This is a genomic window from Geminocystis herdmanii PCC 6308 (genome assembly GCF_000332235.1).
GTDB classification, from domain to species: Bacteria; Cyanobacteriota; Cyanobacteriia; order Cyanobacteriales; family Cyanobacteriaceae; genus Geminocystis; species Geminocystis herdmanii.
Map to the genome: position 1 here is coordinate 3,506,936 of NZ_CM001775.1, position 17,450 is coordinate 3,524,385.

Sequence of the window (17,450 nt, forward strand, 5' to 3'; positions counted from 1 at the left end):
TAAGAATAAGGTATAAAAAACAAAAGGGGGGGCAACTAGAATCTAAAAGTAGTTCTAATTGCACCTACCCATATGGCATCGTTACGACTATCATGGTTAGGATTAACTACCACATACGCCCCCGGGGTAATGATAATATTGTCTGTAATGGGATACTTGTATTGTAGTTCAAGCGTGTAAGATGTATTTCGATCGTCTGAGGCTTTAGGAGGCATACCCCCTAGAAAAGATAAAATAGCGCCTTCTTTGCCGACATCAAGTAAAGAAACATTACCAGCCCATGTCCATAAATCAGTACTACTTCGGTTACTTCTACCAGTGCCTTGACGTTGCAAATTATCGGCAGAGGCATAACCACCCCAACCAGAGATATTAACTTTATTGCCAATTAACCAACTACCTTGTAAACCAACTCGATTAGCTGTTACCGCACTACCATCAAAAGGATTGCTTCCCCTTGGGCTTCCTGTACTATCAGTTAAATTCACATTTCCTTCAGGCTCATAGGTGTAAAGATAAGCTACAGATAAATTAATGGGTTTACTAGGAGAAAAACCAATCTGAGCGCCTGTACTAAAAGCACCATTGAAAAAACCTCGCCCTTCTTCGGGATTAGATGCGTTTCGTGCTACATAAAGAGTATTAAAGTTCCATTGATTATTTAATTTAATTTTAACACCGCCTCCTGCTCCTTCCGGTCCACGAAATACTAATGGATTACGACGGAAAAAGCGAGTTAAAGTACCAGTAGCATCACTTTCTAAGTAAGGATTATCCACATTAAAAACTTTATCAATATTCATGGCATTAGTACCAACAAAAGCGGTTACTTTGTTACCAATGGGAAAACGATAGAATAAATCATCTAATACGACATCATTGCTGGTATTGGTGTCATAACTTAATCGTGTCATATCAGTATTTTTGTTAAAAGCCTGAATATTTGCTCCTTGAATACGCACTCTTAGTCTATCTTTTCCCATGAAACTGGTATCAAAATTGAAACGCGCTCGATTGGCTAATACGGCTTGATTTTCATTAACTGGCTTTGAGCCCTTAATTAAACCATCATAGCTAGAAGCCTTTGAATTAAAGGCATTTGCCAAGCTAATAATTACTTCTCCACTGAGTTTCGTGGTAGTAGAGAACTGATGATCTTCTAAGAAAGCGACTCTACCTTCTAGGTTATCAACTCTTGCTCCTAAAGTGGCTAATTCTGTTTCAAATTCTTGCATTAATCGCTTTAATTTCTCAATATCTTCTCTCATAACTGATTCACTAGCGGCAATTAGTCTTTCCATTTGTTGCATACAAGCGTTTAATCCTGCGGCAAATTCATAGCGACTTAAAGCACGATTCCCTCGAAAAGTTCGATCGGGATACCCTACAATACACCCGTAACGCTCCACCAAACTTCTCAAGGCTTCAAATGCCCAATCGGTAGGGGATACATCCCGTAATTGGGAGACTGAATTAACTTGACTCATTTCTGAATCTAAGTTCATAGGTACTTCGATCGCACCTACAGAAGAAGCCATCAATGCGGAGATAATCCCCATAACGGAGACTTTTCTTAGATATTGCGACATAAAATCCTCACACTTAATTCATATTTTATTGACTTTATTATTCAATAAAGAATAACCTATTTCAAAAATAAATGCAAGTAAATGGCAATAACAGGAGGAAATTTTCAAAGTTGGGGTAAAATGAGTTGATTGGTGAAAGGAAGTAACAGACAATAAAGTTTCATCGTTTTTTATAGAGAAACTTCTCAATCCCCCAATACCCTAATACTCCAATACCCCAATCCCCTAATTCCCCAATCCCCACATTTTTTCGGTATCGATCGTTGATGGTGAATTGCTATAATGCAAATAAGATTTCCTCACATCTTTGATTAATACGACTAAAATCCGCCAATCTTGGATGTATAAGATTATGATTAATTCCCCTTATTCTCTTTCTCAAAACCCAGACGACAAAAACGAAACCCCCTCAGACATCACCCAAAATAATAATTTTTGGCGTTGGCTTACTTATTTGATACTTTTATCTTTGGGGGGGGGTGTTAGTTATAGTTGGTATTTTTTCACTCAACAATTAATCCCCTCGATCGAAAAATCCGTTACTGATTTTATCTCTCGTCCTGTTAAACTAGGTAAAATAGAGGCAATTTCTTTCAATACCATTAGACTAGGGGAAAGCAGTATTGAAACAACCAAAATAGAGAATGATTTTGTCATTGCCGAGGGAGTAGAAATCAAATTCAATCCCCTACAATTATTAGCTAATCAAGAGATAAATATTGGACTTAATATCTTAAATCCTCAAGGATTTTTACAACAAAATAAAGATGATAGTTGGATTCAACTTAACCTAAATGATGAGATAAGTAATGAATTTTTAGGAAAATCTATTCATATAAATAATATCTCTTTAATTGATGGATTTATTAACATAAAATCAAGAAAAAGTCAAGGTAATTATCAAGAAAATATTACAAAAATTAACCTAGAGTTGGCAAACATAAATTTTGAAAAAAATAAACAATTTTTTGAAGTTAATGGAAGATTAAATAATCAAAATAAAATAGCAGTTACTGGTTTACATTATCCCGAAAAAACACAATGGTTACTGAGAATAAATACTGAAAATTTAGCAACAAATATTCTTAATGATTTTGTAGAATTGCCTGTAGGCATAGATTCTGGCGATATTAACGGGGACTTTAGTTTAAATTTTGTTCAAGAAAAATTAGAGAATTTGGAAGCTAATTTAGACTTTAATTTAGTTAATTTAACCTTACCAAATATAGCTAATAAATTAACAAAAAGTGCAGGAAATTTGCAAATTCGCAACGAAGTTATTAATTTAAAAAATGTCGAAACTAACCTTGATTTAATTCCTGCAAAAGTTAACGGTAGTATCAATAATAATCAATTAAATTTGCAAGTGAGTGCGAAAAATCCTCTAGAAATTAGCCAAGTTTTTTCTAGTCTCAAAATTGACACGGGGGATTTAGTCACGAAAGGCAAAATCGCAGCAGACTTGACAATCACGGGGGATATTAATCAACCAAAAATAGCGACAAAAATTAGAAGTGTTGGTAAGACACAAGTTGATAAGATAATTTTTGATAAAATCTCAGCTGACTTCGATATTTTTTCTCAAGGATTAGTGATTAATAATTTTGAGTTGTTGCCAACTATCGGCGGAAAAGTTAACGGCAATGGCAAGGTAAATTTAAGCAAAAAAGATGACAGTTTTTCCCTCGCATTTAGGGGGATAGATATAGAAGGAGAAAAAGTAGCGACTCTTTATCAGCAAGAGTTGCCGATGAAGATTGGCTTAGTTAATGGAGATTATCAGTTATTCGGCAATTGGCATAATTTATCACAAAGTAAATTAACTGGAAATTCTAGCTTAGAGTTAGAAACGGGAAAGGCGATGATTAATAATTTCGAGATTAATCCCGACACTTGGAGAGGAGAGGTTAAGGTGTCGGGGGTAAGGTTAACACAATTACCTAATCTCGATTGTGAAAAATTTGGTTGCGATGACTCTTTATTAAATGGAGAATTTTTTGTCAGGGGAAGACGGCAGGAGATAACCGCAGAAAATATTGATTTGACGGGAAAATTTAATTTTGACTTGGCGGGGGGAAGGGTTATCTTTCATAACACCAGTTTGACTCAGGGAAGTTGGCAAACCCAGATGACACTCGATAATTTGTCACTGTCTCAGTTGCCTTCTCTTAATTTGTCTTCAGGCTCGATCGAAACTGCCATAATTACAGGAGAGTTGCGAGCTGGAGGGGTGTTAAATAAAGATGATGAGATGATGATTCAAGGAAAAGGAAATTTATTTTTGCCTCAAGGGAAGGTAGAGATAGATAACTTTACTTTGCAAAAGGATAACTTTACAGCGCAAACTAATTTGACAAATTTTTCTTTAGCGGATTTCGGGGATAACTTTCGGGGGGGAGTCACCGGAGAAATTAGTTGGAGGGGGGATGTTAATAATTTGACAGCAGATAACCTTAACCTAGAAGGCAATTTAATTTTTAGTCAGGGTATTGATATTATTCATCAACCTTTATTTACAGATTTTATCTGGAATGGTAAAGCCTTAGAGATTCAAGAGGTTAGGTTCGATCGAACTGCCCCCCTTTACGATAAAGTTTATGGTAGAGGGAGAATAAGCTATGACAAAGAAACCGAAACATTAAAAGAAGTCAACTTAGAAATTATTGCCAAAGGGATAGACTTAAAAACCTTACCCCTACCCTCCTCTTTAGATGTGATTAAATATCAAGGAAACATAGACTTTCAAGGCAGACTTATGGGAGATATATCACAACCAAACCTAACAGGAAAAATCAATCTCAATAAATTTCAACTAGCCAATATAGACTTTTCACCCTTAACAGGAAATTTAACAACTTCTGCAAAAAAAGGTATAAATATCAAACTAGACTCGATAACAGCAGAAGATAAACTTTATATAGATATAGATAACCAAAACCAACCTCAAAAAATAGAGATACAAAACAACAATAGTAGAATAGAAGCCGTCAGGAAAAATGAGACTTTAGCCGTGACAGCGAATAATATCCCCTTAGATAAAGTAACAAAAACTTGGTTAACCTATCTTCCCGATGACATCAAAAAAATAGGGGGGAATTTTTCGGCAGACATAGAAGTCAACTTAATAGACAATAACTTTATTGCCTCCAATATTCTTATCGAAAAACCTATAGTAAATAATTTTCAAGGAGATACCCTTACCACCAAATTAATTTCGGAAGGGGATGTTATTAAAATTGAAGAAGGAAAAATCCAACATCGAGAAAATGAATATCTATTTAATGGAGAATTAATTTCTTTAGCAAACAATCCCCAAGTCAAAGGAAAAGTAGAAATCAAAGAAGGAGACATTCAGAATTTTTTGCGTAGCTGGGAGATTTTTGACTTAAAAGATTTTTCCTCCCCATGGCAACCTCAACAATATGGAAAAGCAAAAGACTTATATTCTTCTCCAGTTGTCTCCCATTCTGCTAACCAAGAGGAAAAGACAACCCTTCCAGTTGCCTCCCATTCGGATAACTCAAAAGAAAAGTTAACATCTCTAGTTGTCTCTAATTCTGATAACCAAGAGGAAAAGTCAACATCTCTAGTTGTCTCTAATTCTGATAACCAAAAGGAAAAGAGTCACCCCCCAGTTGCCTCCAATTCTGATAACCAAGAGGAAAAGTTAACATCTCCAGTTGCCTCCCATTCGGATAACTCAAAAGAAAAGTTAACATCTCCAGTTGTCTTCAATTCGGATAACTCAAAAGAAAAGTCAACATCTCCAGTTGTCTTCAATTCGGATAACTCAAAAGAAAAGTCAACATCTCCAGTTGTCTCCAATTCTGATAACCAAAAGGAAAAGAGTCACCCTCCAGTTGTCTTCAATTCTGATAACTCAAAAGAAAAGTCAACATCTCCAGTTGCCTCCAATTCTGATAACCAAGAGGAAAAGTCAACATCTCCAGTTGTCTCCAATTCTGATAACCAAGAAGAAAAGTCAACATCTCCAGTTGTCTCTAATTCTGATAACCAAGAGGAAAAGTCAACATCTCCAGTTGCCTCCCATTCGGATAACCAAAAGGAAAAGAGTCACCCCCCAGTTGTCTCCAATTCTGATAACCAAGAAGAAAAGTCAACATCTCCAGTTGTCTCTAATTCTGATAACCAAAAGGAAAAGTTAACATCTCCAGTTGTCTCCCATTCGGATAACTCAAAAGAAAAGTCAACATCTCCAGTTGTCTCCAATTCTGTTAACCAAGAGGAAAAGTCAACATCTCCAGTTGTCTCCAATTCTGATAACCAAAAGGAAAAGAGTCACCCTCCAGTTGTCTTCAATTCTGATAACTCAAAAGAAAAGTCAACATCTCCAGTTGCCTCCAATTCTGATAACCAAGAGGAAAAGTCAACATCTCCAGTTGCCTCCCATTCGGATAACCAAAAGGAAAAGAGTCACCCCCCAGTTGTCTCCAATTCTGATAACCAAGAAGAAAAGTCAACATCTCCAGTTGTCTCTAATTCTGATAACCAAGAGGAAAAGTCAACATCTCCAGTTGCCTCCCATTCGGATAACCAAAAGGAAAAGAGTCACCCCCCAGTTGTCTCCAATTCTGATAACCAAGAAGAAAAGTCAACATCTCCAGTTGTCTCTAATTCTGATAACCAAAAGGAAAAGTTAACATCTCCAGTTGTCTCCCATTCGGATAACTCAAAAGAAAAGTCAACATCTCCAGTTGTCTCCAATTCTGTTAACCAAGAGGAAAAGTCAACATCTCCAGTTGTCTCCAATTCTGCTAACCAAGAGGAAAAGTCAACATCTCCAGTTGTCTCCAATTCTGCTAACCAAGAGGAAAAGTCAACATCTCCAGTTGTTTCCAATTCTGATAACCAAGAGGAAAAGTTAACATCTCCAGTTGTCTCCCATTCTGATAACCAAGAGGAAAAGTTAACATCTCCAGTTGTCTCCCATTCTGCTAACCAAGAGGAAAAGTTAACATCTCCAGTTGTCTCCCATTCTGTTAACCAAGAAGAAAAGTCAACATCTTCAGTTGTCTCTAATTTCGATAATGAATTCAAACCTTTAGCTTCGATTCACAGTGATGAAGATTCTTTATTAGATACCTTAGATTTATTCGGAAAAATTCAAGCTGAGTTAAAACAACAACAAGCTAACCGCATTCATGCCAATATTCCTGTTTTAGAAGATTTAGACGGAAAATTTCGGGGTAATGTTGATTTTTCTTTTTCTTTTAATAACGGTTTTCAAGGTGAGTTTGATTTTCGTGGGGATGATTGGCAATGGGGAAAATATCAGGCAAATTTTGTTCAAGCTAGTGGTAGTTTTGGCAATGGTTTATTGACTTTATTACCTATCCAAATTCAAAATAATGATAGCATTTTATCTTTAAGTGGTACTTATTCAAAAGAAAGAATTTCAGGTGATATTAAGTTATCAGATTTTTCTATTTCTCAACTTAAAGAAATTATAAGTTTGCCTAACAATTTTAATATAGAGGGTAATATTAACGCAACAATTGCTATTAGTGGAAGTGAAAAAAAACCTCTTGCAAAGGGCAATATAGAAATTATTGACTCAAAGATAAATGGTACTAAAATTGATGAAACAAGAGCTAGTTTTGGTTTTAGAAACTCTCGTTTTGATTTTTTAGCTAATAGTAATTTAACAGATAATTCTCAACCTTTAAAAATAATTGGTAGTTTACCTTTTCAATTATTCCCTAATTCTATTATTGCTGATAATAATGAATTTCAAGTAAGTTTAAATTTAGCGAAAGAAGGTTTTAGTTTATTAAATATAGTCACAAATAATCAGCTTAATTGGCTTAGTGGAAATGGTAATATTAATTTAGATATTAATGGAAAATACTATCAATTAACTAATACAATTACTAATGTTGAAACTCAGGGCATTGCTACTTTTGAAAATGGTGTTATTGATGGTAAAATTCTCGCTGATAAATCTATTAAGGATATTAATGGAGAAGTTTTATTCGATTTTTCTCAGTTGACTATTCCGAATTTGACTGGTAATTTTAATGGTGGAAATATTCATATTAGTGGTAGTTTACCTATTATTGATAGTGGTTTTTCTAATGAATTTTTAACTATTAGTATTGATGATTTGGCTTTGGATATTGATAATTTATATCAAGGAAATACTCAAGCGATGGTATTCATTAGGGGAAGTTCGATCGAGCCTAAAATTGGCGGTAAAATCAAATTATACAATGGAGAAATTTCTCTTAATAATAAATTCAATGATTATCAAAATAATAGTGAAAATAATGGCATATTATCTAATGTAAAAATTGATAACTTAGATTTGACACTAGGTAACAATATTAGTATCACTCAATCACCATTACTTTATTTAAAAGCGGAGGGAAGTTTGAAATTAAATGGAGATTTAAGCACTTTAAATCCCGAAGGAATTATTAATTTAACAGGAGGCAATCTTAATCTTTTTACCAGCCAATTTAACTTAGCTAATGGAAATAATATCGCTAAATTTACTCCAGATAATGGCTTTAATCCTTATTTGGATATACAGTTAGAAAGTCGAGTAACAGAAACAAATCGTTATAAATTAACTAATAATTATCATCCGAATGAAATTGAAGATTTTAGCAATTCTTCTTTTAATACCGCTCAAACTGTCAGAATAAATGCCAGTATTAAAGGTTGGAGTGATAACTTAGAAAATAATATAATTTTAAGCAGTAGCCCTCAAAGAAATCAAACTGAAATTATTGCTCTTTTAGGAGGAGGTTTTTTCGATAATTTTACGGAAGGAGATAGTAGTTTAGGATTGGCTAATTTGGCTAGTGCTGCTCTTTTAGGTAGTGTACAAGGGCAGTTACAGCAAAACTTTGGTTTTAATCAATTAAGGCTATTTCCTACGCAAATTTTTGATAGTGAAAAACGCACTTCTAGTCTTGCTTTTGGTGCTGAATTAGGTTTAGATATTACTAAGGATTTTTCTTTATCTATTACTAAAATTCTCACGGATGAACAAGCACCTCAATATAATATCCTTTATCGTCTTAATGATAAAACTATTTTACGAGGTTCTAGTGATTTCGATCGAGATAGTCGAGGAGTGGTAGAATTTGAACATCGATTTTAATAGCTTTCTGATTTATTCAGCAGACCCTACTTATTACTACACAAATAATAAAGGTTTATCTTTGAGAGGGGCGAAAGCCTTACTATCAAAGCGATACAGCGTAGCTGGCCTTCCTGCACCTTTGTTCGCTTTTTCTCCTGTATCGATTAAAAACCCTAATTTGAGCAATCGTGAGCGAAAATTGGAGTAATCTGTGAAATTTTCACCTAAAACTGTGATATAAAGTTGATAAAGGTCATAAAGGGTGAATAATTCAGGTAACACATCAAAAGCGATCGGACTATACTCTAACTTATTGCGTAGTCTCTGATAACCATATTCTAAAATATTATTATGATCGAAAGCAAGGGAGGGGATGGCATTTAAGTTTATCCATGTCACGGTTTTAATATTTTTAGTAATTTTTGCGTCTTCATACCGCATAAATGCAAAATAAGTTACACAAAGGTATCGATCGAACTCCTGATTAGATATATGATCGAAGGTGTATAATTGCTCTAAGTAAAGATTCTTGACGGTGATTTTTTCTGCAAGGGTGCGATAAGCCGCCGATTCTAAAGACTCATCTTGTTTGACTAAAGTGCCGGGTAAACTCCAATATTCTTTAAATGGTTCTTCTTCACGTTTTACCAGTAAAATTAAAAGTTGATTCTTGATAGTGTCCACAGAAAAGATAACATTATCAACTCCTACTTTAAATTGTGCTAGATTTTGCTTCACTTTAACAACTTGATTCGTCATTCAAATATAAACGATTTTTGTGAATATAGCTCTTTACTTTATCAGTTAACACCGCGCTATCGTGATTATAACGATAATCCGTAGAAGAAAATGGCGGTATTTCACAAGGAGCGATCGAACATCCTAAACTACGAGATATAATGTGATCGATGGTTTCCTGCTCAATTCTATAACCTTCCCTTGGTATTAACAAAACTTTCACTTGTCGCCATAATTTTTCCGCTTCATACCATGTAAAAATTTGTTGTGCCAAATCTCCCCCTATCACCATTGTCAAATCAATATCTTCCCCCCATTTTTCCCTTGCCTTTACAACGGTATTAATTGTACGTCTATCACTAATATCCTGACAATTAACAATATTACTCAGTTTAATATCTTGTATGAGTAATTCTAGCATTTTGGTTCGATCGAGCAAAGCACAACCATGACTTTTAAAAGGGTTATCGGAAGCATAAACCCCTACTAAATCATAATTTTGACTCAAATAACATAATATACTTTTATGCGCGATCGTTGGTGGATCAGCACTTGTACCAAATAAAGCAACAAACATAGTGGTAGGTTAGGGAGTTGGGGTGTTAGGGTGTAACGGAAGAAAAATTATTAATTGTTAATTCTCCATTCTCCATTCTCCATTCTCAATTCTCCATTCTTTTACGCCATTCATCATCAATCTTATTTTTTTGCTCTAACTGTTGATCTAATAAATCTTTTTCTGTAGAATAGGCTAAATTATCTTGACTAATTATTGTCTGATTAGCAAAATTTTGAGCATAATTAATCTTTAACTCTAACTCTTTACTAGATTCTAATAAATTCGCTTTTTCTTCTCGATAGTAATTTCTCTCCTTAACTTTATTATTGCGATTTTGTAACCAAAAATAACGAATTAAAGGAATACCTAAATAACTTACAGCATAGGTTAATAATAATGGATAAAGAAACTCAATAAATAAAATAAAACCACCAATTTCTTCAGCTATATCTGATGTTAATAATGAGCCTAATACTAAAGCTAATACAATATTAACAGCACCCAAACCAACCGCTAACATTTTTTGACTGCTAGTAGCTAAACTAAATGTCCATAAATTTTCTTTTAAATAAGGAGATACCGATACTTTTTCTCTTTCTTGTGCCTTAACTTGCAACTCTGGAAAATAATAAATAATCTCTCCTTCTTCCGATACTTCAGGATAACCATTAAAACGAGTTAATACTGGTAAAATATAACCCTCATCCCCTTCACTATAATTATTAATATTATCTAAATAAGGAGCTAATTGTTCTGCTATAATCGCACCATTATTATTTTCAATGACTGTAGTTATACTGCGCCAACGTTTATCTTCTAAATTAGAGTTAGGGTTGCCATCACCAAAAAGAAAAGAGTAAATTGATTCTAAAAAATTAAGCTCATTTTCTGCTGAATTACTCAGTTGTCTTTGATAACGTCTTTGTTGATAATCAGGGGTAAATATCCAGAAAATATCCGGGGAAAACCAAAAACGAGGGAAAAAGAAAAATCCTCCTCCTCCTCCTCCTCGACTTGAGTTATTATCATTATCGTCATTTCCTTTACTATTAATCGCAATAACTATTACCACGATGGCAATTAGCATTAAGAGAATAGAGGATACCAATAATATACCAAAGGATATTCTAATCAAATAAAAGACTATTTTCCACGTTTTTTCTAAGGCTTTTTGCCCACGTAATTGCCAATACTTATTATTTAAAATACTACGAAAATTTTTAGGAAATAAATAAGCTATATCTCCCGTTTCTGCTACCTGCAAATTACCGTTAGTATCTTCTGCTAATTTTAATAATTCTTTTTGAACTATGTTTAAATCCAAGCCTGATTTAGTGGCAACATCTCCCACGGTAACACGATAATTTAATTGTTCGATCGACTGCATAATAGCAGTATTTGGACTATTCATAATTAATTAGGTGTTAGGTATTAGGTATTAGGTATTAGGGTATTAGGGTATTAGGGTATTAGGTATTAGGGTATTAGGGTATTAGGGTATTAGGGTATTAGGGAAGTTAATAATTGTTAATTGTTCACTATTCACTATTGAACTTTTTTTTAGTGTTTACGTCTGTTTAATTTAAGTAGATTAAAATTATCCTTATCAATATATTGTATATGTTTTCCTTAACTCGTTACGGTCTTCTCCTTTCTATTTTAATTGGTTTTGTCTTCAATCCTGTTCAAAAAGCCCTAGGTGCTGAACAAATTGTTTTAAAATATAGTATGTTACGCCCTTCCATCCCCGTGGCAGACTTAACCAGTTTTTGTGACACTGGGGATGTCTCATCAGCTTTAGCCTATTACTTACGATTGGCAAATCAAAAAGAAGATAATGTTAAAAATGCCCTCTGTCGCAAAATTCCCGTAGATGGCGTTATGTTATCAAAAATGTTAAATAACCCCATTGGCGGTATTGTCTTAAATGTCTTTGCTGAAGTCATTACTACCCCCAGTGACAGAGCAAGTAAAGAATCTTTGAGGGGTGCGATCGTAACTTCTGCTTTAAAGGATAATAATATTAGTATCATGGAAGTTGCTCAAAACTATCCTACCGAAGAAGTCCACATCAACGGTGATCGCTTAATGGAAATTTACAATCAAATAAACGGTATCTTAGGAAGTCTCCCTTTGCCAAAATAAATCAAATAAAGGAGAAAAATTTTGCTTTTTCCCTTGACTTTTTTCTAATTTTTGGTAATAATAAAAAATATAAAGATCATAATGGGAATCTTTTTATCTAAATTTAAAAAATAAAATATTCCCATTATAAATAATATATCATTTTTGTCAAGTCTTGTCAAAGGTTTTTGGAAAATTTTTTGACATTCGTTTTTAATATTACAAACCAACAATAAAAAGGACTTCACCTAACACCGAAAACCTTTCTTCATCAAAAGACTATGAGGCAAACCCTAATTACAATATAAAATATTTAACTCCCCTTGCATCTCATTCACCACTCGATCGAAACACTTTTGTACATAAGCTCGATCGAGACTCGCCTCCAAGCCGTAGTTATCAAAATAAATAGGATTACAAACTCTGGTGGTCATGGGTACTGGTAATGGTATATTAGGTAAAGGACCTAAGGCTAAACCCCATGGTAAACCTAGATAAATAGGGAATGTTTTAGGATCAAGATCGAAAATCCAAGGAAATAAGCCCTGTTTATTCAGCTTTTTCACGTCTTCATATAAATCGGCTAGAACAAAAATACTCTCGTGAGCGCCCTTTGAGATAAGAGGTACGATGGGTAAAGAATAACGTAAGGCTAGTTTAATAAAACCCTTTCTACCGACAAATTTTATTTTATTTCTTTCTGTATAAGGACGAAACACATCTTCAGCTCCTCCCGGATATACTAATACACTAGCACCAGATTCGATCGCCTTGATCGCCATCTTCGGATTCGCTCGAATTGCCCCAGTTTTCGCCGCCATATTGGTAATACCTTGATAAGCAGTCCATGCGATAGGGTGCATTAAACCATAGGCTAATCGTTCAGTACCAAAACGCCTAAACCAATCATACATCATCATGACCATATCAGGGGCTGCGATACCGCCATTATGAGAGCCGACTAACAAAACTTGTCCATGGGGGATGTTTTCCCAACCACTGGTTTCCACTCGAAAATAATACTTATAGAGAATTTCCCAAAATGGCATTAATTGTTTTATTGTATCAGGGTCTCGTTGGTTTAATGACCAACCAAAAAAATTTTTATCCATTAAAATTGCGATCGAGTTTAGATTACTTTTTATCCTTAATTTTAACTAAAATATAGCAGTCAGTTATGAGTTGTGAAAATTATCTTATCATCAAAGGCAAGAGGCAAAAGGCAAAAGGCAAGATTAGTCGTATCTTCGATATTTTTTCTAATAATTTATTTCTCACAAATGATTCCTGATTGCTATATTAATAAAATTGTTAGTAAAATTAACTAAATTATTGACCTTTTTCTAGTATGATTTTTAATCAATGATTCTTAATTTATATTCGTCTTATTATCAAAAATATGAAAGTATTTATCGCTGATTTCGATTTATTTTTAAAAATAGGAGGAGGACAAACTTTTTATCGTCAAATTATCGAAAAAAATCCTCACATTAATTTCTATTATCTCATCGATCGAGAAGATATTAACAATCTTCGTCCTGAAAATGCCCATAGCATCCCCTATAAACCCATTTATGATCTTCAAAACCTTCATCATTATATCAATGTAACCCCTCCTCGTTGGGTATATCGATCGTTTATTTTAGCTAGTAATATCGCTAATTCCGTGACTGGTTATGAATTTGATGTGGTAGATGCGCCAGATTATGAACAATATACCCTCTTTTTGCGTCCTGCTTTGGCATTTCATCGGGTAAAGTGTGAAAAAGTCGCCCTATCTATGCACGGCAAAATATCCACTACTTTAAGATTAGATTGGTTTGGTTCAAATGATGTTAATATCCCCTTAGATTTAGAGGAAAAAATGCAGTTTAAAACGGCGGATATTCGCTATGGTATTAGTAAAAGTTACCTTAAAGAATGGGCAGATTTAGTAAGTTTAGAAACTCAATATTTTAATCCTTTACACTTTATTGATTTACCTCAAAATCAACCTTTAACTAATCAAAATCAACAACCTAATTTATATTTTATCGGTAGAACAGAAAAAAGAAAAGGAGCAGATATTTTTATTAATTTAGTATGGTGGTTATCTTCTCAATCTTATCATCAAGCTAGTATCATTGGTCCTCATAGTTATAGTGAATTTGGTGATTCTTCTGAGTCTTTACTTCGATCGATGATAAATAAAAGACTAATTAATATTACCATTGAACCGTCAAAACCTCGTGAAGAACTAACAAAACTTTTTGCTAAACCTGCCATTACTTTTTTACCTTCTCGTTACGATACTTTAAATTTATTGGCTCTTGAATCTTTATTTTCAGGATGCCCTACTGCTATCGGTAGTGGTGCAGGAGTTTGTCAATTTTTAGATGAAAATTTTCCTCAATTACCCTATATTAAAATTGATGTGGATAATACTTATAATTGTTTGCCTGAGTTAACAGAAATCTTAGCAAATTATCACGATTATCGACAACATTTAAACGAGATTTTATTAACCCTTAATACTAATACGAATGATCCTAATTTAAGCGACATTTATCAAGTTGAAAGTACAGAAAATCAAGAGACATCCGCAGAGTTAAATGAGTGGTATAGTCAATTAATTAGTTACGTTAAATCTCACTCTGAAAAACAAAGTTTAGCAAAAAATATTCAGTCAACAATTATTCAAAAAATTATCAAACCTCCCTTACGAAAAGTAAAACAAAAAGTACTTAGTTATGGAGAAGATACCCGCTCTTATCAACTACTAAAATCCCCCTTTTTAACATCTCAATATCAGAAAGTATTTGCTTTAAGTGAACAATCAGAATTAGACTTAGAAAAAAAACTGCAACAAGTATGGAATTTAGCAGAAACTTTTGAACCAGAAGCCAAAGGAATTAAAGGTAAAATACAGAGTGCTTTTCGCATTGACAGAGTAAGAGTTTGGCGAGAAATTGCCCGTTTAGAAAGAATGCGAGGGAATGATTTAGTTGCCTCAACCTATTACCTTAGAAGCATGAGGGCTTTAGGTTATGACAGATTTAATGAGTTACCTTATGTTGTTAAAACTTTAGTAGAAAAAGGGTTTAAACCTGAAGCAAAAACTGCGGAAGCGATGTTTAAAGACATCCATCAACAAACAGAAAAATGTTTTAATCTTTTGAATGAAACTTATCAAAATAACCTCGAATATTCAGAGGAAGAATACGAATTTTTAGAGGAAAAAAGGCACAAAGAAAGTTATCGAGTCTCAGTGATAGTTTCTCTTTATAATGCCTCCGATAAATTACCCTTATTTTTAAGAGTTTTAGCTGATCAAACTTTAGTCAAAAAAGGTGAAGTTGAAATCATTTTAGTCGATAGTGGTTCGCCCGATCGAGAATACCAAGTTTTTCAACAACTGCAAGAAGAATTAAACTTAGAAATCGTCTATTTACGCTCCCATAATCGAGAAACTATCCAAAAAGCATGGAATCGAGGGATTTTACTATCTCGATCGAACTATATCACCTTTTTAGGGGTTGATGAGACGATTTTGCCCGAATGTTTAGAAATATTAGCAGAAGAATTAGAGCAAAATCCAGACATCGACTGGGTAATAAGTCATAGTTTAGTTACCGATGTGGATTTACAAGGCAACCATGTTAATGATATTATGCTGTACGATCGAACTAATTATGACCAAAATTTAGTTTACCTCGATACTTGTTACCTTTCCCTCGTAGGCGGTTTATACCGTAAAAATATTCATCAACGCTTTGGTTACTATGACTCTAGCTATCGTGGCGCTGGAGATACAGAGTTTAAAAACCGAGTGTTACCCCATATCAAAACAAAAATGGTTAACCAAGTTTTAGGGCTATTTTGGAATTACCCTGACGAGCGCACAACTCAAAGCCCGATGGCAGAAGTGGAGGATATTCGGGCTTGGTATTTACATCGCACTTTAGGAGGCATTAAATACGCTTTCAATAACAAAAATCCTGAAGAAATAGAACAATTTTTATATAAAACTTTAGCCTATAGAAAATCTTATTGTAACCACATCAGCAGTGATTTAGAATATAGCTATAATTTAGTTAATTTTTTAGGAGAAATAAAACCTTCTTCTCCTCTTTTACAGTTAAAACCAACTATTGACGAGCTATTTTTAGCCTATCGACAACTAGATTGGATAGAAGACTTAACAACTTTTTCATCAGGTAAAATGCTATGGCAAACGAAAAAGTTAGGGGAAAAAATTACTAATTTACACCATCAAATCGCCAATAAATTAGGCAATAATAACTTCAATCTTAACTATGATATTTTCCATGATAATCGTCATGAACAACACGCTAATTTATGGAAAACCTAAATAGGGGTTGCTGACAAAGTCTTTTGATGAGGATAGGAGAGAGGAGTCAGGAGACAGGAGATAGGAGAAATACTGAAACATCAAGATTTTGATGCGGTTGATAGATAGAATGAGTATAGTTGTATTTAAAAAAATAGGTCAAAAGTGTCGAATTTTTGAATAAAAATCCTCAAAACGGCGCACTTTTTCACTAATGTATGATGTCTAGTCTAAACCGTTGATTTTAATAGCTTTCTGATTTATTCAGCAAACCCTAAATAGTGAATAATGTTATTCATCTTCAAAAATTTTGAGTTCAATTTATTGAACGAGCAATGTTAGCCGTGTAATGAATTACACGGTGGATTATTGATTAATGCCTCTTTATTTTTTAAAATTACAATAAAACTTTGCGTCTTTGCGTCTTTGCGTGAAATTATAATTATTGAAGCAAACCTGATATTAAACGCTCTTTTGGTTTGGGGATTTCCCTTCCTAATTCTTGGGCGGTTTCAATCCATTCTTGAATGATTATCTCGGCATTTTTAACAGCTTCTTCATAAGTTTTACCGTCTGCCATACAACCTGACAATTCTGGTACTTCCACCACAAAACTATTATCTATTTCACTCCAGTAAATAATTAATTCATATTTAATTGACATTCTTTTATATTTCATCTTGACTTCACTACTATTAATTCCTAACTCCTAAAGCCCTACTAAATAACTTGCTCAATTTCAGCGATTTCGGGGATATATTCTTTTAAACGGCGCTCAATACCCATTCTCAGAGTCATTGCCGAACTAGGGCAAGAGCCACAAGCACCTTGTAATCTTAATTTTACAGTAGGTCCGTCAATTTCGACTAATTCCACATTACCACCATCAGCCATGAGGTAAGGGCGTAATTCGTCTAATACTTGTTCTACATTTTCGTTGGTTAAGGCTAAAGACATAATTGATAATAATTACTATGGTCTAATATTGTTAATTATACC

Annotated in this window: 10 protein-coding genes; 3 read left to right on the top strand and 7 right to left on the bottom strand. The window is 33.9% G+C overall.

Annotation, left to right across the window (positions count from 1 at the left end; all coding sequences use genetic code 11):
- Positions 1–35: 35 nt before the first annotated feature.
- Positions 36–1,559: a carbohydrate porin gene (locus SYN6308_RS17585; RefSeq protein ID WP_017295763.1), complete on the bottom strand. Its 1,524-nt coding sequence runs from the start codon at positions 1,557–1,559 to the stop codon at positions 36–38.
- A gap of 382 nt (positions 1,560–1,941) precedes the next feature.
- Here SYN6308_RS17585 and SYN6308_RS17595 point away from each other — a divergent pair, with 382 nt between their 5' ends.
- Positions 1,942–8,718, top strand: coding sequence for a translocation/assembly module TamB domain-containing protein (locus SYN6308_RS17595; protein WP_158412765.1), 6,777 nt, complete (start codon positions 1,942–1,944; stop codon positions 8,716–8,718).
- Between the two features lie 36 nt (positions 8,719–8,754).
- On the opposite strand, the gene SYN6308_RS17600 is transcribed toward SYN6308_RS17595, so the two are convergent.
- The 3 genes from SYN6308_RS17600 to SYN6308_RS17610 form a co-directional block, all read right to left on the bottom strand.
- Positions 8,755–9,459: an NUDIX hydrolase gene (locus tag SYN6308_RS17600; protein ID WP_017295765.1), complete on the bottom strand. Its 705-nt coding sequence runs from the start codon at positions 9,457–9,459 to the stop codon at positions 8,755–8,757.
- Entirely contained in the window at positions 9,440–10,015 is a 576-nt protein-coding gene (locus SYN6308_RS17605; RefSeq protein ID WP_017295766.1) for a nicotinate-nucleotide adenylyltransferase, read from the bottom strand. The genes SYN6308_RS17600 and SYN6308_RS17605 overlap by 20 nt, the downstream gene beginning before the upstream one ends.
- Positions 10,016–10,100: 85 nt before the next feature.
- Positions 10,101–11,408, bottom strand: a complete 1,308-nt coding sequence (locus SYN6308_RS17610; protein WP_017295767.1) for a hypothetical protein — start codon at positions 11,406–11,408, stop codon at positions 10,101–10,103.
- Positions 11,409–11,617: 209 nt separating this feature from the next.
- Here SYN6308_RS17610 and SYN6308_RS17615 point away from each other — a divergent pair, with 209 nt between their 5' ends.
- Positions 11,618–12,142: an alpha/beta hydrolase gene (locus tag SYN6308_RS17615; protein ID WP_017295768.1), complete on the top strand. Its 525-nt coding sequence runs from the start codon at positions 11,618–11,620 to the stop codon at positions 12,140–12,142.
- Positions 12,143–12,414: 272 nt separating this feature from the next.
- Here the strand turns inward: SYN6308_RS17615 and SYN6308_RS17620 are convergent, their stop codons facing one another.
- A complete protein-coding gene (locus SYN6308_RS17620; RefSeq protein WP_017295769.1) occupies positions 12,415–13,233 on the bottom strand; it encodes a lysophospholipid acyltransferase family protein in 819 nt (272 codons plus the stop codon).
- Between the two features lie 287 nt (positions 13,234–13,520).
- On the opposite strand from SYN6308_RS17620, the gene SYN6308_RS17625 reads away from it, so the two are divergent.
- Positions 13,521–16,472, top strand: a complete 2,952-nt coding sequence (locus SYN6308_RS17625; RefSeq protein ID WP_017295770.1) for a glycosyltransferase — start codon at positions 13,521–13,523, stop codon at positions 16,470–16,472.
- A gap of 421 nt (positions 16,473–16,893) precedes the next feature.
- Here the strand turns inward: SYN6308_RS17625 and SYN6308_RS17630 are convergent, their stop codons facing one another.
- Together SYN6308_RS17630 and SYN6308_RS17635 are read right to left on the bottom strand one after the other, a co-directional pair.
- Positions 16,894–17,115, bottom strand: a complete 222-nt coding sequence (locus SYN6308_RS17630; RefSeq protein ID WP_017295771.1) for a type II toxin-antitoxin system HicB family antitoxin — start codon at positions 17,113–17,115, stop codon at positions 16,894–16,896.
- A gap of 56 nt (positions 17,116–17,171) precedes the next feature.
- The gene (locus SYN6308_RS17635; protein WP_017295772.1) at positions 17,172–17,408 is read right to left on the bottom strand and encodes a NifU family protein; all 237 of its coding nucleotides are present in this window, start codon (positions 17,406–17,408) and stop codon (positions 17,172–17,174) included.
- Positions 17,409–17,450 lie beyond the last annotated feature (42 nt).

What these genes read in the sequence shown, in the direction of transcription:
- SYN6308_RS17625 (WP_017295770.1), top strand. Translation starts at nt 13,521, where the DNA reads ATGAAAGTATTTATCGCTGATTTCGATTTATTTTTAAAAATAGGAGGA.
- SYN6308_RS17595 (WP_158412765.1), top strand. Translation starts at nt 1,942, where the DNA reads ATGATTAATTCCCCTTATTCTCTTTCTCAAAACCCAGACGACAAAAAC.
- SYN6308_RS17620 (WP_017295769.1), bottom strand. Translation starts at nt 13,233, where the DNA reads ATGGATAAAAATTTTTTTGGTTGGTCATTAAACCAACGAGACCCTGAT.
- SYN6308_RS17610 (WP_017295767.1), bottom strand. Translation starts at nt 11,408, where the DNA reads ATGAATAGTCCAAATACTGCTATTATGCAGTCGATCGAACAATTAAAT.
- SYN6308_RS17585 (WP_017295763.1), bottom strand. Translation starts at nt 1,559, where the DNA reads ATGGGGATTATCTCCGCATTGATGGCTTCTTCTGTAGGTGCGATCGAA.
- SYN6308_RS17600 (WP_017295765.1), bottom strand. Translation starts at nt 9,459, where the DNA reads ATGACGAATCAAGTTGTTAAAGTGAAGCAAAATCTAGCACAATTTAAA.
- SYN6308_RS17615 (WP_017295768.1), top strand. Translation starts at nt 11,618, where the DNA reads ATGTTTTCCTTAACTCGTTACGGTCTTCTCCTTTCTATTTTAATTGGT.
- SYN6308_RS17605 (WP_017295766.1), bottom strand. Translation starts at nt 10,015, where the DNA reads ATGTTTGTTGCTTTATTTGGTACAAGTGCTGATCCACCAACGATCGCG.
- SYN6308_RS17630 (WP_017295771.1), bottom strand. Translation starts at nt 17,115, where the DNA reads ATGTCAATTAAATATGAATTAATTATTTACTGGAGTGAAATAGATAAT.
- SYN6308_RS17635 (WP_017295772.1), bottom strand. Translation starts at nt 17,408, where the DNA reads ATGTCTTTAGCCTTAACCAACGAAAATGTAGAACAAGTATTAGACGAA.